Below are 23,363 nucleotides of genomic sequence, written 5' to 3' on the forward strand. Positions count from 1 at the left end.
ATGTGGGGAAAAATACTCGGTTTTTGTTTTGGCTTTATGTTTGGCAAAATTTTTGGCGCCATTTTAGGTTTATACCTCGGCCATTTATTTGATAAAAGCTTAAAAAACGATTTTGATAAAGCCGGCGGCTTTTCAGGTTTGTTTAAAGGTGATGATGTAAACGAGCGCCAAGCGTTGTTTTTTTCGAGCTGCTTTGCGGTTATGGGGCATATTGCAAAGTCGAACGGTCGCGTAAGCGAGGTGCATATAAAAGCGGCAAGTATGTTTATGGATGAAATGGGGCTAAAGGGCGATGAGCGCCGCGAAGCTCAGCATGCATTTCAATCAGGTAAAGACAGCGACTTTTCGATTAAAGAAACAGTACACGACTTTAAAGAACGCTTTGCAAAACGTTACGACTTACTGCAACTGTTTTTAGAAATTCAAATTCAAATGGCGTTTTCTGATGGCGTGCTCGCAGAGCAAGAAAAACAGCTGTTACAAGAGGTAAGTAAGCAATTAGGGATTTCTAAAACCCATTTTGCTTTTATTCTTAAGCGCTACCAAGCTGAATTTAGTTTTAGACAGCAGCAACAACAGTATAGGCAACAGCAGCAAGGTCAAAGTAGCAGTTACCGTGAAGGCTCTGGTCATCATGTGCCCCCTAATAACAGCATGAACCGCTCACAGGCCTTGGCTTTATTAGGGTTAAGTAATGACGCGACGCAACGAGATATTAAAGTAGCGTATCGTAAATTAATGGCGCAGCATCACCCTGATAAATTAGTATCTCAAGGGCTGCCTAAACACATGATGGAAGTAGCAGTTAAAAAAAGCCAAGATATTCAAGCGGCTTACGAGTATTTAAAAAAGGCGGCGTAAAAAACCGTCTATCACTTTAGTTAACCGTGCATGCTGTTCTGGCGCATCGCGCAGGCCAAAGAGTTGGCGCTGGCGGTAATCAAATTTAGCATTTCGATTTACCCAGCGCTGGCGGTTTTTAAGGCTCATAAGTATATCGGTATTGTCATTTGCATAGTAAATATCAAGCAAGGCGGGAGTTACCAGCGATGTGGTTTGCGCTAAACCTTTATTGCGCTGTGTATTAGGTAAATAACTACTTAAGCTTATAAACGCATCTATTCGCGAGTCAGGAAAATCGGCATAGTATTCTAGCAATACTCCCGCACTGGTACCTTGTGCTATGACGACAATATTATTTGGCTCGCTCATCGCGTTTTGATAGAGCGCCTCATAACGCATTATTAAATTAGTTTTATAATTACTTAGTACCTCATTACTCACCAAATCAATGGCATTAACAAAGTCTGGCTCTTGAGCCGTTGTAACAGCACCGTTGCTGTTACTTTGCGCCGTTTTTGTTGGCTCTTCATTTTGCGCTTGCGTACTTGATTGCGTGCTTGATTGGGTATCTGCTTGTGAAGCCATGTTACTTGCTTGCCAATCTATATCGGGTACTGTCATGGCGTAGGTTGTGTAACCTAAATTAGTAAGCTCTTTTCGCAGGTAACTCATGCCAGCATTGCTAGTGGGGGTAGAATTCCAATCAGGGATGAGTAATACAATACCTCTAAAATCTCGGCTCATGTATTCGCTATACAAACTTAAAAACTCTGTATCACCAGCAAGTATGGGTTTAACTTCATCATTGGGTAGTAGACGTTTTATATCGCTATTTTCGATACTTGATAAAGAAGGTGGGGCTATATGCTCTGCAGCACTGGCATATGCGCTTAAGCATAACGCAGAGCAACAACATACACTTTGTAGCGTTTTTTTGATTAGCTGCGCAAATATCATAGTAAGCCCAAAACGTGAGTAATAACTAAGTATCGGCGCGCTAAGGTAAAAGTTTAGTACTAACTTTGTGGGCTTTACCTATTAAAAGTCGGGCTCTACCTCAAAGGTCAGTACTTGCTCGGTCACGGGGTGTTTTAGTTGCAACATTTGCGCATGTAGTTGTAAACGTGGCGCCGCGGCTAGGGCCTCTTTATGGGCATAAAGTCTATCGCCCAGTATTGGGTGGCCAAGGCTTAGCATGTGCACGCGTAATTGGTGCGAGCGCCCCGTAATTGGCGTGAGCTCTACACGTGTTGCGCCCGCTTCTCGTGCAAGTATTTTAAAGTGGGTTAGCGAGGGTTTACCGTTTTCATAATCAACCATTTGCTTAGGGCGATTAGGCCAATCACAGATAAGTGGCAAATCAACCGATCCGGTATCTTGCTCAAGTTGGCCGTAAACACGTGCAATATAGCGTTTTGCAGTTTCACGTTCTTGAAACTGCATACTTAAATGCCTATGAGCTGCCTTATTCATAGCAAGGCAAAGTATGCCTGACGTTGCCATATCTAGGCGGTGCACTATTTTAGCTGTAGGAAAAACACGGTTAACGCGATTAATTAAGCTATCGGCATGTTTTGGATCTTTACCTGGGACGGTTAAAAGTTCGCTGGGTTTATTAACGATGAGCAAGTCGTCATCTTGGTGCAGTATTGTTAAATACGGACTCATTGGGGGATTGTAATTAACTAACACGGCCGACCTCAGTAATTTTGCAGGGCGCTATTTTAGGGGAGCGAGAGCAAAGGCTCAAGGAAAAGATAAAAGTTTAATTGCGTATTTTTCATGCTGGAGTAAAACTGCACCAGCTTTAAGTTATAGGAACACATTATGGCAAGGCAAAGTATTTCACTTACTGAACAGAATGATTTATGGCTTCGTAATTACGTTGAAAACGTGGGGGGATTACACAAATAAAAGTGAATTGGTGAATGATTTAATTCGCCGTGCAAGAAGAGCAGAAGCAATAAATGGCAAGCTTGCTAACTCAGAAAAAAAGCGGTTTTAGTGATCAATCGGCGTGCCGTTTGTGGCTCAGACAGCATTTATTATAGAGTTACAGGAATAGGTATTGAAATAATGGCTTTATTAGGTGGCCAAGATACTGATGAGTAATTGTAGAGGTGAATGTAAAAAGCACGGCCTGTAAACCGTGCTTTTTGAAATGTAGTTTAGTTATATCTTGATCTAACTAACGGCTGATAGCTATAAACTAAACGCTCAAAAACCTTAGTGTGAAACTACGATTAAGCGTATCGCATCAAGTTTTAATTGGGCTTTTTCTATATGCGTTGTCAGCTCGCTGCGCTGCTTATCGAAGAAGGTAATTTCTTCTTGGCGAATATTAGGGTTAATTTGCTTAAGCGCTTCAAGGCGAGCTTGTTCTTCACCTAAGGTGCTTTGCATTTTTTCAAGTGACGCACTGCGTATAACCTCAAGCTGTTGCTGAGCCATCTCTTTTGCGGTGTTGATCATTGGGTGAACCGCACCTTGTAAAGCACCTGCTAATTTACTTGCAGTTTGACGCCCAACGGCTGAAAGCTGTTGGTTAAAGCTATCAAATGCCACGTTTTCGCCGAGGTTATTACTGGCTTTATCAAGTAATATGCGAATAGGCGTTGGCGGTAAAAAGCGACCTACTTGCAGGGCTTTTGGTGCCATAGCTTCGGCTACAAATATTAGCTCAACAAAAAAGGTACCTGGTGGTAATTTTTTGTTTTTAAGCAAAGCTACAGAGGCACTACCAAAGTCATCATCACAAATCATGTCCATCGTGCCTTGCACCATAGGATGATCCCAGCTAATAAAATGTACGTCTTCTTGCGAAAGGGCGGTATCGCGGTCAAATGTAACCGTCATGCCATCTTCTTTTAAGCTTGGGAACGATGCACTTAGCATATGCTCTGTTGGCTTTAAAATAATGGTGTTTTCGCCTTTGTCTTCTTGGCTTACTCCAAACGTGTCGAATACGTTGATCATGTAACTTGGTAACTCAAATTGGTTATCAAGTGCTTCAATTTGTTCAACCAATGAATCGGCAGCGCCTTGGCCAGATGAATGCAGCTCTAATAAACGGTCACGGCCACTTTCCATTTGTTTGCGTAGCACGGCATTTTGCTTGGCTGCTTGCTCAAGTAGAGGGTCGAGCTCTTCTTCATCACAATTATGGGCAGCAATGTAATCAAGTAGGTCTTCACTAAATTCTTTATACAATAGCTGGCCAGTGGTTGATGTGCTTTCAAATGCATCAAGGCCTTCGTTGTACCAACGCAGTAATACTTCTTGCGCTGTATTTTCAAAATACGGCACATGAATATTAACATCTTTTATTTGCCCAATACGGTCTAATCGGCCGATACGTTGTTCAAGTAAGTCAGGGTTTAGTGGTAAATCAAATAACACTAAGTGATGCGAGAACTGGAAGTTACGTCCTTCTGAGCCAATCTCTGAACACAGCAGTATTTGTGCATTGTCGTATTCATCGGCAAAAAAGGCTGCTGCGCGGTCGCGCTCTATAATCGACATGCCCTCGTGGAACACAGATGCTTTTATTGCTTCACGCTCACGCAAAATTTGCTCAAGGCTAATAGCGGTTTCGGCTTTGGCACAAATAAGCAGTACTTTTTCGTGCTTTAGGGTTTTAAGTGTTTCGATTAACCAATCTACACGCGGATCAAATGCGCCCCAGCTGGCACTTTCACCTTCAAACTCTTGAAAGATTTTCTCTGGAAACAGAGCGCGTTGTGCGCTTAGCTCTGCACTTTGTATACCGCTCATGCTGCCAAGTACCGACATTGCTGTTTTATATTGCTTTGGCAGTGCCATTGGGTAAGCATGTAATTTACGGCTTGGGTAGCCATCAATTCCGCTGCGGCTGTTTCTAAACAAAATACGACCTGTGCCGTGGCGATCAAGCAGCATGTTAAGTATTTCTTTACGCGCCGGTAGATCACCTTGCTGAGCTTTTTCAAGCACATCGGTAATATCGGTTTCTTTTAATAGCTCAATGAGTGTGGCTTTGGCTGTATCATCAAGGGCTTGCGCTTGCAGTAGCTGATTTGCCGCTTCGGCAACGTCTTTGTAATTAGCTTCTTCTTCTTTGAATACGTCGTAGTCGTAAAATCTATCTGGGTCGAGCAATTGCAAGCGGGCAAAGTGGCTACGGTGACCAAGTTGATCAGGCGTTGCTGTTAATAGAATAAGACCCGGAATATCTTGGCTAAGCTCAGTCATGCGCTGATATTCGGTGCTCGGCTTACCATTGTTAATGCTTAGGTGGTGCGCTTCATCAACAACTAATAAATCCCAATCAGCAAGTGTTGCTTGTTCAAACCAGCGTTTTTTCTTGGTTAAAAACTCAAGGCTGGTAAGCACTAGCTGCTCGGTATCAAATACGTTTGGCGAGTCTGCAAAGGCTTCGTCGCAGCGCTCTTCATCAAAAATAGAAAAACGTAAATTAAAGCGGCGTAGCATTTCTACTAACCATTGGTGCTGCAGGTTTTCTGGCACCACAATGAGTACACGGCTAGCACGGCCACTAATGATTTGTTGGTGTAAAATCATGCCGGCTTCAATGGTTTTACCAAGGCCTACTTCATCTGAGAGCAATACACGTGGGGCAAAACGTTTACCTACTTCTTGTGCAATATAAAGCTGATGCGGAATAAGGTTAGCGCGCTGGCCAATTAAGCCTTTAATAGGCGATTGTTGGCGCTCAAATTGGTGCTGCCATGTTTGGTAACGTAAGGTGTAGCAATCAAAGCGATCTACTTGGCCTGCAAATAAACGATCTTGCGGTTTATTAAACTTAATAAAATGATCTAAAAAGGTTTCTTTTAGCTTTGCTTCTTCGCCGGTATCAACGCGAGTACCTACGTAGCAAAGTAGTTCACCTTGCACTTCAATAGACTCCACTTCTAATTCCCATTCTTCAACGCTTTTGATCACATCACCTGGATTAAATGCCACACGGGTAACCGGTGCTTCTGCACTAGAATAAACACGGTTTTCACCACTGGCAGGAAATAAAATGCTGACCTGGCGGCCTTCAATGGCAACTACGGTGCCTAATCCTAAATCTGACTCTGTATCACTGATCCAACGCTGACCTAAGGAAAAATTCATGTATGTCTCGTCTATGAAGAAAAAGGCGGCTATGTTACCTGTTACATAACACCACTGCAAGGCGCTATTTGACTCACTTTTAATTAATTTTATAAGTGCGAATTAATCCCATTAACAGTGCTAACAAATAGCTCTTTTTTAGGTAAATAAAAACTATATCGTGTTTGTAATAAAACGGACTTTTATGACAAATAGACTAAACTTAGATTATGCCTTAGCAATTAAGTATTGCAGGTTTGAATTTAGGCCCGTTTTACTTAGTTATTTTGGTATAGCATAAAAATCATAAAACGTAAGGAAAGTGCTATGGAAAAAGCTTCGAACCTTGAAAGTAAAATGTATGTGCTAGACACCAATGTATTACTCCACGAACCCCTCGCTTATTTGTCTTTCCAAGAACATAACGTTGTCATTCCCATGACTGTTTTAGAAGAGCTTGACCACATTAAAGATAGAAAACACGACGTAAGCCGTGATGCACGAGTGGCTATTCGCGGCTTAGATGAGGTACTAAAAGACGCAACTCCAGAGCAAATGTTGCAGGGTGTTGCACTGCCTAGCAATAAAAAGGCAAATGCCAATTCCACTGGCACGCTCATTATTGTTAATGACCATCTTTTTGCAGATTCTATTTCTGGTTTACCGGGGGATGAAAACGACCACCGCATTATTAACTGCGCCGTGTATTTACAAAAACAGCACAGCGATTCAAAAATTGTATTAGTGACAAAAGATATAAACATGCGCCTTAAAGCAAAAGGTGCAGGCCTTAAATATGTTGAAGATTACCGTACCGACCAATTAATCGATGATATTGCTTTATTAACTAGCGGCTATAAAAAAATAGAGGGCGATTTTTGGCAGCACGTAGGGCAATGCGAAACACAGCAGCATGGCCGTGATACGTTTCATTATGTGGCTAAAAACTTAATTCCAGATGTGTTTTGCAATGAGTACATACTTGATGGCAGCGAGCACTTTGCTGCGCGGGTCAAATCTTACGATAACGAGCGTATTAAATTAAAAGATATTAGTGTTGAGCGTTTAATGCACCAGCAAGCGTGGGGCGTAAAACCTAAAAATATTTACCAAGGTATGGCTCTCGACGCTTTGCTTGACCCTAGTATTGAGCTGGTTATTTTAACCGGTCCAGCTGGGTGCGGTAAAACATTACTGGCACTGGCCAGTGCGCTTGAAATGGTGATTGAGCGCGGTATTTACGACAAGGTCATTGTAACGCGTAATACCCCCGAAATAGCTGAGTCTATCGGTTTTTTACCCGGTACCGAAGAAGAAAAAATGGCGCCGTGGTTAGCTGCAATTACCGACACCTTAGAGGTACTACACAAAGGAGACGAGAACCCAATTTCGAGTCGCAATTACATAATGGAAAAAGCCAATGTACAGTTTAAGTCGGTGAACTTTATGCGTGGGCGTAGTATTCAAAATGCAGTGGTAATTTTGGATGAGAGCCAAAACTTAACGGCATCTCAGCTTAAAACTATTATTACCCGTTGTGGCGAGGGAACAAAACTAATTTGTAGCGGTAATTTAGCGCAAATAGATAGTAACTACTTAACCCCCGTTACCTCCGGCCTTACTTATATTGTTGAGCGTTTTAAAGACTTTGAAGGTAGTGCAACAGTTAATTTAAACGGGGTAGTGCGCAGCCGTTTAGCCTCCTTTGCAGAAGAAAATTTATAACTTGCGCAGAACAATTTGGCTCGATAGTCTAGTGGCTGACTATCGGGCCAAAACTTAGGCAAAACGTTGAAATTTTTACCTCTAAAAGACTATTACCGCTCTTTATTTGTAGCATTATTTGTTCCCTTATTTGTGGCATTTTTACTGTGTTTGCACTTGTATAATATAAAAGTTGAGCGTGCCATAGAAAAACGTCAAGCCGATTTTGAGCAAGTGTCGGCTCAAGTTAGCCATATAATGAGCTCGGTAAATGACTTTTTTGACAATGCCTTTATATCGTATCAGCAGCCTAGTGTTGAGCAGTTCAATCGCAACTTATTAGAAGGTATTAATCAATACGACAATTACTACTACCGCCACTTTAGCGAGCGCCAAGGCGAAATAGTCGGTAAAGGGCAGTTTGCTTTTTCTAACCGGGCGTTGATCCAATGGCAGCAAGCTACAACCCTAAGCCCAACGTTTAATACCGCGTTATCGCTTATGCAATCGTTGTCGGCTGTTGCCTATGTTGATGATTCGGGGTTTGCCTATGTGGTAAGGCGTAATAAAAGCCAAAGCACTATGCTTAATAAAATTTTGAATGGTAATTTTAAGCCCACATTTATACCTGGCCAGCTTACCTCAAGCGCCATTGTTAAAATACGCGATAGCGCTTATTTTGCTATTGGCCGTAAAAAACAACCTAATTCGTCAGACTACATCATTTTAATATACGATTTAGAGGCCATGTCTAGCTGGCTTAAAAAGGTGGCACCAAGCGAAGGCGAATATGTGTTTATGAACCAGTCGCATCAAGTGATAGCCAGCTCTGTTAAGCAGTTAAATGAAGCAACAGCCTTAAAAGATTATTGGCCTGAATTAGCCCATGACAATGAAAAAATAAACTTAGTCAATAACACAAATGCGCAGTTTTTTATGCAAGCAATGGGGAACCTGCCCATTCATGCCGCCTTTTATGAGCCGCAAATAAAAGTGATCACGCCAATTAGGTATGAAGTTCTTTTGGAGTTTGCGTTTTTAACGTTATTTTTAAGCTTAATGTTTGCGGTATTTTTTTGGTTAAGCCAACGTATTTTTGTTAGACCAATGACTCATTTAATGCAATATTTTGAACAAAATGATGCCCCTAAAGCCGCGCTTTCTAATTACCCCATTCCTTTAAATTGGCAGCCTTGGTTTTCTCGCGTTAAATATGTATTTGATAAAAATGCACAGTTAGTTGAGTCGCTCCAAGAGGCTAATAAAGAACTCGATGAACAGTTACAGCTGCAATCTCAAAAGCTAAAACGCAGCTACGAAGCAAAAGAGCGACACCTAGCGCTATTAAATACTATGCTAAATAGTGTGCCTGATCTTATTTACTTTAAAAATATTGATGGCTCTTTTTTAGGCTGTAATAAAGCATTTGAAGCCTATGTAGGCAAAGAGCAAGCCATCCTAGTCGGTAAGCGTATTGAAGATTTAGACAGCGACGATTTACAGTTAAGCCTACTAGAAAAGCAAGTTTTACAAACCAAAAGTAGCATTGAGCAACGCATAGATAGCACCGACAAATCGTATCAATTAACGATTGCCCCATTTTATAACGAGCACCAGCACTTATTAGGCACTATGGGAATTGGGCGAGACATTACTGAGCAGCAGCAAACTCTATCGGCATTAAAAGCGTCAGAATCTAAATTTAGAAGTGCAATAGAGTTTGCAGCAAACAGTGTGGTGTTACTTTCGCTTGAGCACACCATATTGCAAGTTAACAAAGCGGCTCGTAAGTTATTTTCACAGCAAGATATTTTAACTGGTGAGCCACTAAAAATGCTGTTTGATGAGGCGCAGTGGCAAGAAATAAAAAATGCGCTTTGTCACTTATTAGATGATAAAAAACGGGTTTATCATTTAACGCTCTCACAAGGAAAACTAACAAGTTGGCTGCAGCTGAGTGTGTCGCTGGTGTGGGATGAAAACCGTGATCCCTCTTATTATGTTATTCATATTCAAGATGTAAGTGCGCTGACTAAAGCTAAGCATGACGCAGAACGCGCAACAATAGCTAAAAGCCGCTTTATTGCTAATCTAAGCCATGAGATCCGCACCCCTCTTAACGCTGTGTTAGGGCTGTTAGATATGATAGTAGAGCAAGGCTTAAAAAATAAGCAGCTGCAACAAACTAAGCTGGCTAAAAACGCAGCTCAAAGCTTATTGCTGATGCTAAACAGAATGCTCGATTTTGCCCGAGTAGAAAGTTCGCAAGCGCAAATTAAACCGGTGCCTTTTTGCTTAGTTGAACTGATTGATATTTGCGAGAGCTTAACAGCGCCATTGTGTCAAAACAAAGGGTTAAGCTTTAATATTGAAATAGATCCACTCATTAACCCCGCGCTGGTGGGGGATTCAATACGTTTGCAACAAATATTAGGTAACTTACTCACCAATGCCGTTAAGTTTACTAATAAAGGCAGTATTACTTTAAAAATGGTGCTTGAAGAAAATGACGTTTTAGATCAGCAACGTATTTGTTTTCACGTAATAGACAGTGGTGTAGGTATTGCTAAGGCTGACCAACGACGACTGTTTGATGCTTTTACTCAAGGCGATGAATCTTCTACGCGTATTCACCAAGGGGTCGGGCTTGGACTTGCTATAGTTAAACATGGTGTAGCCTTAATGGGAGGCGAAATTGCAATTAATAGTGACAAAGGCCGTGGATGTGAGTTTTTCTTTACTCTAGCGCTTGCGGTAGATACGGCTAAAAATAGTGTATTTATACCTAATACATTAGCCATTGTGAGCGATGACACTGTACAGCTAAACGAAGTGGTTAATGCCTACTCACAAGTGGCGGCCATTGATTTAGAAGAGGCGCTTCGCTACCCAATAAAGCTTGCTGATGCACAGCAACTGATTATTGATGAAACCACATTGAACGATTTATTAAAGGTTGAATCTATACACGAAACGCTCAGTGGCAACTCATACCCTGTGGTTGTGGTTAATCACGAGCACACTTTAGCATTGCCTTGTACTACGCAAATTAACGCACAACATGTTAAAGCTACGGCGTTAGCTCAGCGCTTGATTAGCTTAACTGCTAATGCGGGGGCGGAGCCACCTAAAGCCGCTGAAAATAATGAAGAAGTAAAAAAAGATATATCGGGTCTACTTATTATGGCGGTTGATGATAACCCGCTTAATTTAGACATTATTAGCAGTGTGCTAAAACAGGCCCATATAAATGTAATAACGGTTACCAATGCGCCAGATGCAATAGAGCTGCTACAAATATTAAAACCAGATTTAATTTTGATGGACGTGCAAATGCCGCATATTGATGGTTGCCAAGCAACGCAATTAATTCGCCAACAGTTTGACGCGCGCCAGCTGCCTATTTTTGCTTTAACAGCACATTGTGAACCTGCAGATGTTGAGCGCTCACTTAGTAGCGGCATGAATAAGCATTTAACTAAACCTGTGGTTGCAGCTGTGCTGTTAGATGCAATTAGAGATGTAGACTTTATAAAACCTAAGTTTTATGACCAAAGCTTTGCGCTCACCCAGTTTAATTTTGATGAAAATTTACTGGCAACCATGGTCGGAAAGTTTGCGAAGCTGTGTGAAACGCAGTTAGAACAAATTGAAGAAAACACCCAGCGAGATGAAGTGGTACGCTTAGTGCATAGCATTAAAGGCGTGGCGGGTAACTTAGGTTTTATTAGGCTTTCATTGTGTGCAAAAAAATGTGAAACGCACCTTAAAACAACTAACGAGCCGCTTCAGCACACTTTAAAAGAGCTAATCATTCAGCTAAAGCAAGTGATTATATTTATTGAAACCTTAGGGGGACGGGATGCCAAAAAGAGCTAAAATACTAATTGTGGATGACGATCCCCTTAACCGGCTGGTGCTTGAAAAAACACTGGGCTCGGAGCATGACGTATTTTTAGTCGAAAGCGGCGAAAAAGCGCTCACCTTTATTAAATCTAATCAGGTCGATTTAATTATTTTAGATGTGGTGATGCCAGGCATTGATGGTTATGAAGTGCTTGTACAGCTTAAAGAAAACCCTATTACTCAGTCTATTCCTATTGTGTTTATATCTGCTAATAATAGCCACACCGATGAAGCAAAAGGCCTTGAATTAGGTGCAATGGATTACATCACTAAACCCTTTAATGCGTCTATAGTCAAAGTGCGGGTACGCAACCAATTACTGATCAAGCAAAAAAATGATTTGCTAGAAATGCTTGCCTCAATAGACGGTTTAACGGAAATACCCAACAGGCGTTATTTAGATGAAAACCTCTCTCGTGAATGGCGCAGAAGTAAACGTAATGGCTCGTGTTTGTCTGTTTTATTAGTAGATATAGATCACTTTAAGCGTTACAACGATTGCTATGGCCACCGAGCGGGGGTGAGTGTTTAAAGCAGGTTGCCCAGGCGTTAGCAGCGCAATGTGAGCGTAGTACTGACTTTATTGCCCGCTACGGGGGGGAAGAATTTGCAGCGGTATTACCCGATGTTAATAAACAACAGGCATTAGCATTTGCCCAAAAGTTAAGAAAAGCAGTAAACAGCCTCAATATAGAGCACAAAGCTTCGTTAAATGCAGATCACATAACAATCAGTATTGGCATTGCCAGTATGGAAAACGGCAATGCAAGTGCCGAACAAGCCTTACTCGAACAAGCTGATCTAGGGCTATATGCCGCAAAAGATGCAGGGCGAGATCAGGTGGTTGCGCTTAACTTATAATGTGGCTGTGTTTATATTAAAGCGTTATTAAAATCGGCCCCACACGTTAATGTTATTACCAAGTGGGGCTGCTTTACGCTACTAGCGATTATTTTGTGATCATGCCCAGTGCGCTTTCACCAATACCCACCAATTTATCATTTTTAAATACCAATGGCGTGCATTCATCTTTTGTTGTTTTGCCATCAGAGTGAATGCTGTTAGTCACGTAAAACAGTACCTGATACACATCATCGTCTTTTTTCAATAGCTCGGTAAAGTTTGGCGTTTTTAATTGCGCTAAAACAGATTGATAGCTGCTATCCATTGTTAAATCTGCAATCGCTTCACGGTTTTTTTTATGCTGATGTTGCCAGCTTGATGAGTCGTTACCTGCCCAGTGCGTTTCTGCTTCGCCATCTGATACGGCAATAACACAGCCTGTTAAAAACGGAGCAATAAGTGCAGCAGCTAAAAGTGATTTTTTCATTGTTATAGTCCTTGATGAGTTTTAATTTAATTATTTACTTATAAGGAGCAAGTAATAGGCCAATATAACAAAGTTATAAAATTCATGGGGTTAGGTTGTGATGGCTGTTTTTAAGTGATTAATTATAAAAATCATTAGCAAAAACAGCCACTTTTTAGGTTTTTTAACGATTGAGCTAGCCTGCGTTTATTTAGCCTAGCGAAAACACGTTACAGCTATTTACTAAATAGAATAAGGCACTTTGAGGCAGGTAAAACCTAGCCTCAATGCGGCTAATTATTATTGCAAATTGTTATTATACCAAGCGGTTACGAGACTCACCGTTAGTAAAGGCTGCAATATTTAGGCTTACCTCATTAATTAAGCGCACGATTGACTCTGTGCTGGCCCATGCAATGTGAGGTGTAAGAAGCAAGTTTTCGCCTGTGTAATTAGCCAGCGGGTTAGAAGGCTCTGCCGGCTCTTTAGTAAGTACATCAACTCCCGCACCGGCAATTAAATTTTGCTCTAGGGCTGTGGTTAAGTCGGCTTCATTTATAATGCCACCACGGGCGGTATTGATAATAATACTGCTGGGTTTCATCATTTTTAGCTCATCTAACGAAATTAAATCGCGTGTTTCATCAGTAAGCGGGCAGTGCACGCTAATTATATCAGCGGTTTTTAATACTTCTTCAAAAGGTGTACGGCCTTCTCTACAAGAGGCGCCTTTACGCTCTGCAACCACTACATTGGCTCCAAAAGCTTGCGCTACTGTCGCCACACCTTTACCTAGCGTTCCACCACCTATAATGGCAAATGTTTTACCTTGTAAATCATTAAAGCTGTAATCTAATCGGCAAAACATCTCGCTTTTTTGCCAAGCGCCTTGCTGGCAGTCGCGCTGGTAGCGGTGTGTATTACCTAATAAATTAGTCACTAACGAAAACGTGTGCTGTACAACCGAAGGGGTTGAGTAGCCTGCTACGTTGGTAACGGCAATACCAAATTCTTCAGCGGCGTTTAAATCAACATTATTAGTGCCTGTTGCACTTACGCAAATAAGCTTAAGCGTTTTAAGTTGGCTTATCGTATCGCGATTTAGCACAACCTTGTTGGTAATAAGGACGTCCGCGCCTTGGCTGTGAGCAACAACTTGCTCAGGTGACGTAAGTTCGTAAGTAGTTAGCTCACCTAGTTCTTCAATGCAAGTTAACGAGGTTTTAGCTAAAGTAGCGTTATCGAGAATGGTGATTTTCATTGTGTGTCCTATCTAAATGCGTACCGTAAAATGGCAAGAGCGTTTAAGGTACTACGAATACACACCTTTGTTAATGCTATTACTACCAAATGCTTAGTACAAAAAGTCAGGTTGCTGTTAAAAGTTTAAATTGGCTGGTCTGCCCACTCAAATATAAATAACATGATATTTTAGCGGGCTATATCGCTGGGGCCTGTTTATCAATTGAGGTTGAACTCACTTTCCTGTGAAAGGTCAACAAGCCTTATTAACGTTGATAAAACTAAAAAACAATGCACCAACCCCTTTTTGTGTGGTCATAGACTGAAATGGCTCGCAAATAAGCATAACCAAATGGCTATTTCTTATTTAAGAGTGGCTGAGTTATAATCAAAATTATATATAAACGGTACGTTTTGCGTGCCGTTTTTTTAACATTGTAGATGCAGTAATGAGTGAATTAGAAGATAAGTACGCAGACATAAGACCTTACAACGACGATGAAGTTGCGGCCTCGCTAGCGCGTTTAATTAACGATAATGCGTTTATAGATGTAATAGCAAAGTACAACTTACCGCGCTTTATATCCGCTATGCCTTTTATTGCTCGCACACTGGTGAGAAGCCAGTTACGAAAAAAATGGGGTAAATTTACGAGCGTTGAAGATGTACAAAACGAAGTTGCAAAGTATTTAGATAAACTTATAAAACGCACTACCTCAAAAGTTACCTTTTCGGGTTTAGACAAATTAGACCCGCAGCAGGCGTATTTATTTATATCAAACCACCGCGACATAGTGCTGGACCCTGCACTTGTTAATTGGGGTTTGTATCAACATAAAATGAAGACGGTGCGTATAGCAATTGGTGATAACTTATTGCAAATACCGTATATAACCGAGCTGATGCGCTTAAATAAAAGCTTTATCGTTAAGCGCTCAGCCAAAGCACCTAAAGAGATGCTTAAGGCGCTTACGCAGTTGTCGTCGTATATTTATGACTCGTTAACAGCAGGAAATTCTATTTGGATTGCGCAAAAAGAAGGGCGTGCAAAAGACGGCTTTGATCAAACAGATCCGGCGCTTTTAAAAATGCTGCAACTTAATGGTCGTAAACAAAAGAAAGGATTTGGCGAGTACATTAAAGAGTTAAAAATTGTTCCTGTGTCTATTTCTTACCAGTATGAGCCTTGTGCAATTTCTAAAGCAAAAGAGCTTTATCATAAACAGCAGCACGGTGAATACGTAAAATCAGAGGGCGAAGACATAGCAAGTATTGTTGAAGGGTTTAGCTCTGCTAAAGGGCATGTGCACTTAGCATTTGGACAACCGGTTGAAAGCGGTTGCGATGATGCTGATGAGCTGGCGCAAACAATTGATAAGCACATTGTTGAGTCTTTTTACTTACATCCAGGAAATTACATTGCCGGTGGGTGCAAGCAAGCAGTTATTGATGAGCCCGATACCGCCACTTTTGAACAGCGTTTAGCCTTAGTGCCAGAAGAGCTAAAGCCACTTGTTTTAGCTATGTATGCCAAGCCATTTCAACGCAAAACTGAAATCACAAACAAAGTATGTGAGCAAAGCCATTAGGCATCTGCGTTGGCTGTCCCGTCCTGAAATAGGTTGACGGTTTTAATGAAAGACTTGGTGCGAAAGCGCCAGGTCTTTTTTATGCACTTGATTTGGTGTTTTCATATCCAAACTTAAGTGCGGTCGCATTTCATTGTATATAAATATCGATTCTTCAACGAGCTGTTTTAACTCTGCCATATTGCGACATTTATACAGTAAAAACTCTTGCTTTAATATCCCGTTAATACGCTCTGCTAATGCGTTTTGATAACAGTCATACCCATCGGTCATCGATGGTCTAATGCCCTCTTTTAATAGCGCATTTTGATATACTTCAGAGCAATATTGTGAACCTCTATCTGAATGATGAATGGCATCACGTTTATATACGCGTTGCTTAATTGTCATTTCTAATGCTTTGGCTACATCGGTTGCTTTCATTTCATCACTCAGCTCATAACCCATTATTTTTCGACTGTAAGCATCAGTGACTAACGATAGGTAATGCACGCCTTGCGCCGACTTTACGTATGTAATGTCACTAACGAAGACTTCCTCGGCCGCAGTAGGCATGTATTCCTTTAGTAAATTGGGATGCTTGCGCATCCAATGGTTACTGTTTGTTGTTTTAGTGTAATTTTTCTTTGGTTTTACAAGAAAGTCATGCTCTCTCAAATAATCAAAAAAACAATCACGACCTAGTTTAATGCCACGCTCTTGCAGGTCTGGCTTTATCATCAGATAAAGTTTCTTCCCACCAATACGAGGCATGAATTGCCGCCAGTACATCACTAATTCTTTGACTGGCTCCAATTCTTTATTCCGAGCATCTATTCTGCGCATAGCTTGATAGTAACCTTGTCGCGTTATGCCATATGCACGGCATAACGGAGTAAGCTTTATTTGATGGTTTTCTTTTGCGCGCGTGATAGCTCGGATATGTACTTTTTTCGCAAGCCCGCTCCATATTCTTCATCCATAATATTAATCATTTCATCTTTGATTAAATCCTTTAGGCGTAACTCTTCTATCTCGCGCTCTAAACGTTTAATTTTTTGTGCTGGGGTTTCTTTCGATTTAGGCATGTTGGCTATATAAGTTGGTTTAGACCAATCTAATTTACCATGTTTTCGCAGCCATACCAGAACGGTACTGCGGCCTTGAATGCCGTAATGACTTTGCGCTTGTTTATAGGTGAAGTCGCCTTTTTCTACTTGCTCAACAATAGATAATTTAAAGCCTAATGTATAATCTCGCTGAGTACGCTTAACGTCTTTAGTTTTAGTGGTTTTCATAAAATAAGTCCTAAATGTGTAAACACATTTCAGGACAAGACAGGCAAATAGTGTAATAAAGCAGCGTAAACGCTGCTTTTTTTTTGTGCATAAATAACGCTATACTCATACAAAGCAATTAATCTACTTAGGGGGCGCAATGCAACAAATTGAAATATTTGATATTCCAAGCCCCTGTAAAAGTATTTGCCAAGTAAACAACCGAGGTTATTGCAAAGGCTGCTACCGAAGCCGGGATGAGCGCTTTAATTGGAATGCGTTAAGCAATGCGCAAAAAAAGAAAGTACTTAGCTTGTGCCAACAACGTTACAAACGGTATTTACAAAAGCGCCAAGCTGCGCAATCACAAGCCACTTTAGATAAGCAACAAGGCTTTGAATTTTAAACCTTGCTGTACATGCTAGAGTTTTAAATTGTATTTTGCGCGCAATGCGCGACTAGTGCCGTTATCGTGTAGCTTATTTAAAGCATTCAATAATTTACTTACCAAAGCCGCGTGCTTTTTATGTACATAATGATAGAGCGAAAACGTACTTAGCAGCTGGGTTTGCATACACGTCTCTGGCAGGGAAAAGTTATCGGCTTTAAGCACAAAGTCGAGCATAATTACCCCATCAACTTTATGCTGGGCTAGTAGGTTAAGTTGGGTCGTAATATTTTTTACTTCAATAATATTGCCGTTAAACTTATGCTCATTTAAGTAATGGTGTTGAACTGGATAGCCTGATAAAACCGCAATACTATCGAGCTTATCGAGTGTATTGGGTTGGCAGTTTTTAAACAGTAAAAGCTTATAGTCAAACAGTGGGTAGTTAATTCTGATCAGGTTTTTATTGTCCGCCTCTATACTTATATCGCGGCCAAGCTGGCCATCTAACACCCCATTATTGGCTGCTAATAAGGCATTTTGGCGATTAAAATCAATTATGTGTACTTCATAATTAAGTTCTTTATAGGCTAATGTGAGTAAAGCGAGCGCATAGCTTGCTTGAGCTGAGTCGGCCGGGCGGTTAAATATAACGCTATTGTGATTGGCGAGTGTAATTTTACTAAAAAATAAAACGACTAATAAAAACAAAGCATTGAGCTGTATCTGCAAGGTTACTTCCGTTTAAAATAAGGAGAGGGCAAATGAACGCAGCGAATAATACCAAAATAGTTTGGTTTTTGCCCATGTTTGTTGCTTTTTAAACAGTAAATGGGTTCAAATATACGTATAATAAATGCGGATAACTAACCGTACTTAGGAGTGGTTGTGAGTTTTAATTTATGTGCTTTACCTCGAGAGCAAAAATACCAGATTCAATTAGATTACGAAGCCTCATTTTGGGCTTATCAAATTAAACGTAATAAAAAAACACGTGAGCAAGTTTATAACACGATTCATAGCCGCCCAGTGGCAGAGCAAACGTTTTTAAAGCAACAGTTTGAGCAGTATTTGGCGTTAATGCTAAGCTAATATATGTACACAGTACAAAAGTTAGACACACTTAAGATTCCATTAGTTAATAAGTTTTATGCACTGTATAGCGTAAGAGGACGTGCTAATAAGCAAGATCAGGTTTGGGTTGTTTACAGTGAAATGCAGATAGTTGCGGCGTGTCGGATACAAAATAAACACGACTTTTTATTTTTATCGACCGTATTTGTTGCCCCGCAGCACCGTGCAAAAGGGCTGGCAAAGCAACTTGTATGCGCCGCTATAAAACAGCAAAGCATGCCGCTTTACACCTTTGCTTATAAAAATATTACAGCTTTATATACGAGTCTTGGTTTTAACCAAGTATTAACATATACTCCTGGTTTAAAAGCACTTTTTGATATTTATACGCATCGAAATATAGTCGCACTCGAATACCTATAACAAAAACAACGGATCAAGCCATGAGTAAAGGCGTTCATTGGATCATTAGTTGCTGTATAGCTTTAATCGCTATATTTAGTTGCCATGTTGGCGCACAGGTTAAACGTTTATCCCCCAGTGAAGGCCTGTCGCAAAGCTATGTGAACACTATGCTGCTTGATGATAACGGTTACCTATGGCTCTCTACCGAAGGGGGGTTAAACCGCTATGATGGTTACCAAGTTGTTTCAATTAATGGCCCTAATGGCGAGCTTGAAGAAGCCATAATTGATTGTATTTACCAAGACCCCGCAGGCAATATTTGGATAGCCTCGTTACTTGCCGGCTTATTTAAATACGACCCAAGTACCGACACCTACCAGCAATTTATTTCTCAACCTACCAGCGAAAAACAAATTTTAAGCCAGTCGGTATTTAGTATGGTAGCGGTTGATGACAAAACCTTATGGATTGGGCGTGGTCGCGACTTTGCTAAATTAGATATTGAAACAGGTAAAATAACCAGCCTATTTGAGCTGCCTAAAGAATACGAAAACACCTTAGTCAGAGAGCTTTTTCATTACAATGGGTATATTTTTATAGGCACAAGCCATGGGGCGTTTGTATTTGATATCGCCTCTGAGCAAATTAGGCCGCTGCAGCATTTAAAAAGCAAAGCTGAGCATATTTATCAAAACAACGTTAAATCGTTTTCGGTTATTGAAAATAATCAGTTGTTAGTAGGCACCGTTAAAGGCTTGTATCAAGTTGATATTAGCGACTTGCCAGGCATGTTTGAACGCCCCGACATAGCATTTAAAAACCAAGCCGTTATTGCCGATTTAAATGTATGGCGCATCATCAACGAAGGCGAAAAGCTAGATCTGGCGACTAATAAAGGGCTCTTTAAATTTGATTTAAATAGTAAAGAGTTGGTAAAAAACACACGGATTACGCAAAGTAAATACAGCCTATCTGATACCAGTATGATAGACATGGTAAAAGATAAATCGGGAGGGTATTGGCTCGCTACTAAAACCGATGGTGCATTTTATCTGTCTAATAATACCTATCACTTTAGCAATATAGATGGTAGTAAACTGGGTGGCGATGGCCTTTCTCATCCTTCGGTTTGGGGCATTACGGAGTATGGCAACAGCCTATGGCTGGCAACGCATAATGGCTTAACCGAAATTGATTTAGCCACTAACATTAGCCAAGTTTACTTAAAAAACCACAAAGTAGACTTACTGACTACCGAATTTAGCGTGTATGAAATTATTCCTTATAAGCAAAAGCTTTGGTTACATACAAACCGTGGGCTGTTTGAGTTTGACCCCATAACGCATCAAATTAACGAGCCAACAATAACAAACCCCAACAATAGAGCCTACATAGAAGGCTTGGTACACGGCGTAACCTTAATGCCTAACGGTGATTTGTACTATGTGCACTCAGATCACGGTATGTTTGTATATAATATTGATACTCAGCAGATCACCCGGTTAGAAGGGGCTTTTAGCAAAATAGAGCCGTTTTTGGCGCATGGTTTTTCGCCAGCGCTGGCAACCAAGCCTGATATGCCCCTGTTTTTTAATGCGGGTATTTTATATCAGGTAAACCCAACCACATTAGCATTAAACACCATTTATAAAGTGCCAAAACAGCACGATAACGTGGCTATTAATGTGCTTTCTTACGTGGTCGATAACAACAATATTTTATGGATTTCGCTATCTAATTTTGGCCTGATTGGGCTTGATGCAGCCAGTTACAAATTGGTACACACGATTGACTTAGAAAAAAATAAGTTAGGTACCTTACTTTATGACATGGTGCTTGATGATAATGGCATGATTTGGATGAGTAGCCATAAAGGCATATGGCGACTAAACCCAGAAACACTTCATTTTCAGCAGTTTACTACATCTGAGGGGCTGCTTTCTGCTGAATTTAACAGCAGTGCCATGGCGCATTTAAGCGATGGGCGCATTGCCTATGGCAGCTTAAAGGGCATTACATATTTTCATCCGATGGAAAATCAAAATTACCACTCTTTAATTGATCATGTAAATATAACGCGAGTTGATTTAATGTCGCGCGACTTATCTATCGATTTAAAACAGCCATTAAATGAAATAGTCCTCAACCATGATGATATCGGTTTAGAGGTGGCGTTTTCGGCGATGGCGTTTAGCTATCAAGAGCGCATAATTTATGAGTACCAGCTCGATAACGGCCAAAAAACCTACACCCGTAATAATAATCGGGTGTTATTTCCTAAATTAAATCCAGGTAATTACCAGCTCAAAGTATGGGCTAAAGATCCATTAACCGGCGAGTACACGCCGCCTGCAGTGCTAAAAATTCGTGTTAAGTATCCCCTGTGGCGAGCGCCATATTTTATGGTGCTTTATGGCGTTTTGTTTATCGCATTTATTGCTTTTTGGGTAATGCGCCGCAACAAAATTCAGCGCATATTACTGGCCGCTAATAAGGAAAGTAAAGAAAGTGAAGCGCGATTAAAACTAGCCTTAGAGGGCAGCGAGTCGGGCATGTGGGATTGGCAGTCTACATCGAGTAGTATTTACCAGCCGCGCTTATGTAATGAACTGGGGTATGATCAAGAAAGCGTGAGCCTAGATGACTACCTAGCTAAAATTCACCCGCAAGATAAAGCGCTTTTCAGATTAGAATGGTTAGAATTTTTATCAACCGATAAAGGCTACTTTAATTGCACTTATCGGTTACGCCACGCTAAAGGCTATTGGCGTTGGTATAAAGACTTTGGCAAAGTGGTGGAATGGAGCGGGCAACTTCCTAAAAAAGTAGCGGGTACTTACACCAATATGACCCGCGAAATGGTGTTTGAAGAGCATGCCCGTTTATTTACCGCTGCGTTTGAGCAAACCCGCGATTGGGTATTTATTCTTGATAAAAACTTTACGGTTCGCGCCTCTAACAAGTCGTTGCAAACGGCCTTTAACTTTCCTAGTGAGCCACGCTCTAGCCGTGCCCTTAATTTAGGCATATCGCGAAGTAATCGTTTTGACTACTTACGGATAATGCAAAAGCTGAATGTGGGTGAGCATTTTTCCTGTGAAGACTTAGTCACCCTAGCCAGTGGTGAGCAGCGCCATGTGTTAGTAAAAATAAGTGCAGTGGCCGACACTGAACACCGTTTAAGCAGCTACGTTATTATTTTAACCGACATTCATGCGCAAAAATTGGCTGAAAATGAGCTTCATATTTTAGCCAACTATGACTCATTAACCGGTTTGCCTAACCGTATGCTGTTTAACGACAGGGTTGAGCATGCGATTGAGCAAGCGCAAAATCATCAATGTAAAGTAGCTATGCTGCACATAAACATTAAGCGGTTTAAATACTTTAACGACTCATTTGGACGTGAAGCGGCTGATGAGCTAATAAAGCAAGTGGCTAAGCGTATTAAGCGCTCCTTGCGTCCTTCTGCAAGTGTTGCGCGCTTTGGTGGCGATGAATTTGTGGTGCTGGTGGAAGATGTGCAGCAAATTGAAGAAGTATTGCTTATTTGCTCTAAATTAATAGATTCTGTAAGCCAAAATATGGAATTTAATGGCCAGGTGGTAAACGTTAATTTAAGTATTGGTGTAGCAATAGCGCCTGATGACGCCGCAGATCATGCTGCGCTGTTAAAAGCTGCCAGTATAGCTTTGTACCATGCAAAAGAGTCGCTCGAAAGCAGTTATAAGTTTTACAAGCAGGAGATGAATCAGCATGTACAAAAAGCCCTGCATTTAGAGTCTTTGCTAACTAAAGCGTATCAAGAGCAAGAGTTTTGCAATTACTACCAGCCTATAGTGAATGCGCACACTCAAAAAACCGAAGGTTTTGAAGTGTTGTTACGCTGGCCAGAAAACACTTTAGTGCCCACGCAAGAGTTTTCTTTAGCGGCTGAGAGCATAGGGTTAATAACAAAAATTATGCTGCAAACCTTTGCCCGTGCGTTGCAAGCCCTTAAACAATGGCGTGAGATTTCACCTCAGCTGTACTTGTCGATAAACCTCTCAGCACTTGATTTTGAATACGAAGAGCTTGTAACCGACATTCATAAAGCGTTGAGCCACGCTAATGTGCCCTCAGAAGCCATAGTGTTTGAAATTACCGAGTCTATTTTAATGCGTGACTCTAAACATGCGCTGCACAGTATGGAAATGCTGAAAAAGCTTGGCTGTAAGCTCTACATGGATGACTTTGGAACAGGCTATGCGTCATTAACGTATTTAAAGCGTTTTCCTATCGATGTACTAAAAATAGATAGAAGCTTTGTGCAAGATATTGGCGTGGACTCGGATGATGAAGCCATTATTCAATCAACGCTTACCTTAGCTCATAGCTTAGGTAAAGAGTGTGTGGCTGAGGGCATTGAAAACAAACAACAGCTGCAGTTTTTAAAGCAGTTAGGGTGTAAGCATTTTCAGGGCTATTTATTTAGTAAGCCAGTACCTAAAGAAGCTGTTCCCGCACTGATCAAACAAGATTGGGGCAACATATTTAACCAGTAAAGA

General features: G+C 41.0%; 15 protein-coding genes and 1 pseudogene. 9 read left to right on the top strand and 7 right to left on the bottom strand.

What is annotated here, in order from left to right; translation table 11 throughout:
- On the top strand, positions 1-861 hold the full coding sequence (gene djlA, locus VOI46_RS02515; protein ID WP_004585862.1) for a co-chaperone DjlA: 861 nt from the start codon (positions 1-3) through the stop codon (positions 859-861).
- On the opposite strand, the gene VOI46_RS02520 is transcribed toward djlA, so the two are convergent.
- The 3 genes from VOI46_RS02520 to rapA form a co-directional block, all read right to left on the bottom strand.
- Positions 844-1,800 carry a DUF3530 family protein gene (locus VOI46_RS02520; protein WP_004585863.1) on the bottom strand — a complete coding sequence of 319 codons (957 nt, stop codon included), beginning with the start codon at positions 1,798-1,800 and terminating at the stop codon, positions 844-846. The two genes, djlA and VOI46_RS02520, sit on opposite strands and share 18 nt — an antisense overlap.
- An 81-nt stretch (positions 1,801-1,881) precedes the next feature.
- Positions 1,882-2,535 carry a bifunctional tRNA pseudouridine(32) synthase/23S rRNA pseudouridine(746) synthase RluA gene (gene rluA, locus VOI46_RS02525; protein WP_024031523.1) on the bottom strand — a complete coding sequence of 218 codons (654 nt, stop codon included), beginning with the start codon at positions 2,533-2,535 and terminating at the stop codon, positions 1,882-1,884.
- A gap of 534 nt (positions 2,536-3,069) precedes the next feature.
- A complete protein-coding gene (rapA, locus tag VOI46_RS02530) occupies positions 3,070-5,964 on the bottom strand; it encodes an RNA polymerase-associated protein RapA (protein ID WP_004585866.1) in 2,895 nt (964 codons plus the stop codon).
- Positions 5,965-6,270: 306 nt separating this feature from the next.
- Here rapA and VOI46_RS02535 point away from each other — a divergent pair, with 306 nt between their 5' ends.
- The 3 genes and pseudogenes from VOI46_RS02535 to VOI46_RS02545 all read left to right on the top strand — a co-directional run bounded on the left by VOI46_RS02535 (position 6,271) and on the right by VOI46_RS02545 (position 12,414).
- A complete protein-coding gene (locus VOI46_RS02535; protein WP_004585867.1) occupies positions 6,271-7,668 on the top strand; it encodes a PhoH family protein in 1,398 nt (465 codons plus the stop codon).
- 66 nt (positions 7,669-7,734) lie between these two features.
- Positions 7,735-11,526 (top strand): ATP-binding protein, encoded by a 3,792-nt coding sequence (locus VOI46_RS02540; RefSeq protein WP_004585868.1) that lies wholly within the window; start codon positions 7,735-7,737, stop codon positions 11,524-11,526.
- Positions 11,510-12,414, top strand: a pseudogene (locus tag VOI46_RS02545) (diguanylate cyclase). Before VOI46_RS02540 ends, VOI46_RS02545 begins: the two are co-directional and overlap by 17 nt.
- Positions 12,415-12,502: 88 nt before the next feature.
- Here the strand turns inward: VOI46_RS02545 and VOI46_RS02550 are convergent.
- A complete protein-coding gene (locus VOI46_RS02550; RefSeq protein WP_004585870.1) occupies positions 12,503-12,883 on the bottom strand; it encodes a DUF3192 domain-containing protein in 381 nt (126 codons plus the stop codon).
- Between the two features lie 295 nt (positions 12,884-13,178).
- A complete protein-coding gene (locus VOI46_RS02555) occupies positions 13,179-14,123 on the bottom strand; it encodes a D-2-hydroxyacid dehydrogenase (RefSeq protein WP_004585871.1) in 945 nt (314 codons plus the stop codon).
- Between the two features lie 430 nt (positions 14,124-14,553).
- On the opposite strand from VOI46_RS02555, the gene VOI46_RS02560 reads away from it, so the two are divergent.
- On the top strand, positions 14,554-15,693 hold the full coding sequence (locus VOI46_RS02560; RefSeq protein WP_004585872.1) for a 1-acyl-sn-glycerol-3-phosphate acyltransferase: 1,140 nt from the start codon (positions 14,554-14,556) through the stop codon (positions 15,691-15,693).
- A 42-nt stretch (positions 15,694-15,735) separates the two neighbouring features.
- Here the strand turns inward: VOI46_RS02560 and VOI46_RS02565 are convergent.
- A protein-coding gene (locus VOI46_RS02565) for an IS3 family transposase (protein ID WP_324738171.1) occupies positions 15,736-16,970 on the bottom strand; the annotation gives its coding sequence in 2 pieces (ribosomal slippage) (positions 15,736-16,619 and positions 16,619-16,970; 1,236 coding nt in all).
- A gap of 139 nt (positions 16,971-17,109) precedes the next feature.
- Between VOI46_RS02565 and VOI46_RS02570 the strand changes: the two genes are divergently transcribed.
- Complete coding sequence (locus VOI46_RS02570) at positions 17,110-17,355, top strand: DUF1289 domain-containing protein (protein ID WP_004586824.1); 246 nt, start codon at positions 17,110-17,112, stop codon at positions 17,353-17,355.
- Between the two features lie 15 nt (positions 17,356-17,370).
- On the opposite strand, the gene VOI46_RS02575 is transcribed toward VOI46_RS02570, so the two are convergent.
- The gene (locus tag VOI46_RS02575; RefSeq protein ID WP_004586825.1) at positions 17,371-18,069 is read right to left on the bottom strand and encodes a transporter substrate-binding domain-containing protein; all 699 of its coding nucleotides are present in this window, start codon (positions 18,067-18,069) and stop codon (positions 17,371-17,373) included.
- A 156-nt stretch (positions 18,070-18,225) separates the two neighbouring features.
- Between VOI46_RS02575 and VOI46_RS02580 the strand changes: the two genes are divergently transcribed.
- From VOI46_RS02580 to VOI46_RS02590, 3 genes are read left to right on the top strand one after another with little or no spacing between them, the layout of a single operon-like run.
- Positions 18,226-18,429, top strand: a complete 204-nt coding sequence (locus VOI46_RS02580; protein ID WP_004586826.1) for a DUF3283 family protein — start codon at positions 18,226-18,228, stop codon at positions 18,427-18,429.
- Between the two features lie 3 nt (positions 18,430-18,432).
- Entirely contained in the window at positions 18,433-18,834 is a 402-nt protein-coding gene (locus VOI46_RS02585) for a GNAT family N-acetyltransferase (protein WP_004586827.1), read from the top strand.
- A 20-nt stretch (positions 18,835-18,854) separates the two neighbouring features.
- Positions 18,855-23,360, top strand: coding sequence for an EAL domain-containing protein (locus VOI46_RS02590; RefSeq protein WP_004586828.1), 4,506 nt, complete (start codon positions 18,855-18,857; stop codon positions 23,358-23,360).
- The last annotated feature ends 3 nt before the right edge of the window (positions 23,361-23,363 follow it).

The sequence above is a fragment of the Pseudoalteromonas sp. CuT4-3 genome (assembly GCF_035666335.1).
Taxonomy (GTDB): Bacteria; Pseudomonadota; Gammaproteobacteria; order Enterobacterales; family Alteromonadaceae; genus Pseudoalteromonas; species Pseudoalteromonas atlantica.

Coding starts and splice junctions, on each gene's coding strand:
- VOI46_RS02555 (WP_004585871.1), bottom strand. CDS start 14,123: ATGAAAATCACCATTCTCGATAACGCTACTTTAGCTAAAACCTCGTTA.
- VOI46_RS02570 (WP_004586824.1), top strand. CDS start 17,110: ATGCAACAAATTGAAATATTTGATATTCCAAGCCCCTGTAAAAGTATT.
- VOI46_RS02550 (WP_004585870.1), bottom strand. CDS start 12,883: ATGAAAAAATCACTTTTAGCTGCTGCACTTATTGCTCCGTTTTTAACA.
- VOI46_RS02520 (WP_004585863.1), bottom strand. CDS start 1,800: ATGATATTTGCGCAGCTAATCAAAAAAACGCTACAAAGTGTATGTTGT.
- VOI46_RS02585 (WP_004586827.1), top strand. CDS start 18,433: ATGTACACAGTACAAAAGTTAGACACACTTAAGATTCCATTAGTTAAT.
- VOI46_RS02535 (WP_004585867.1), top strand. CDS start 6,271: ATGGAAAAAGCTTCGAACCTTGAAAGTAAAATGTATGTGCTAGACACC.
- djlA (WP_004585862.1), top strand. CDS start 1: ATGTGGGGAAAAATACTCGGTTTTTGTTTTGGCTTTATGTTTGGCAAA.
- VOI46_RS02590 (WP_004586828.1), top strand. CDS start 18,855: ATGAGTAAAGGCGTTCATTGGATCATTAGTTGCTGTATAGCTTTAATC.
- rapA (WP_004585866.1), bottom strand. CDS start 5,964: ATGAATTTTTCCTTAGGTCAGCGTTGGATCAGTGATACAGAGTCAGAT.
- VOI46_RS02560 (WP_004585872.1), top strand. CDS start 14,554: ATGAGTGAATTAGAAGATAAGTACGCAGACATAAGACCTTACAACGAC.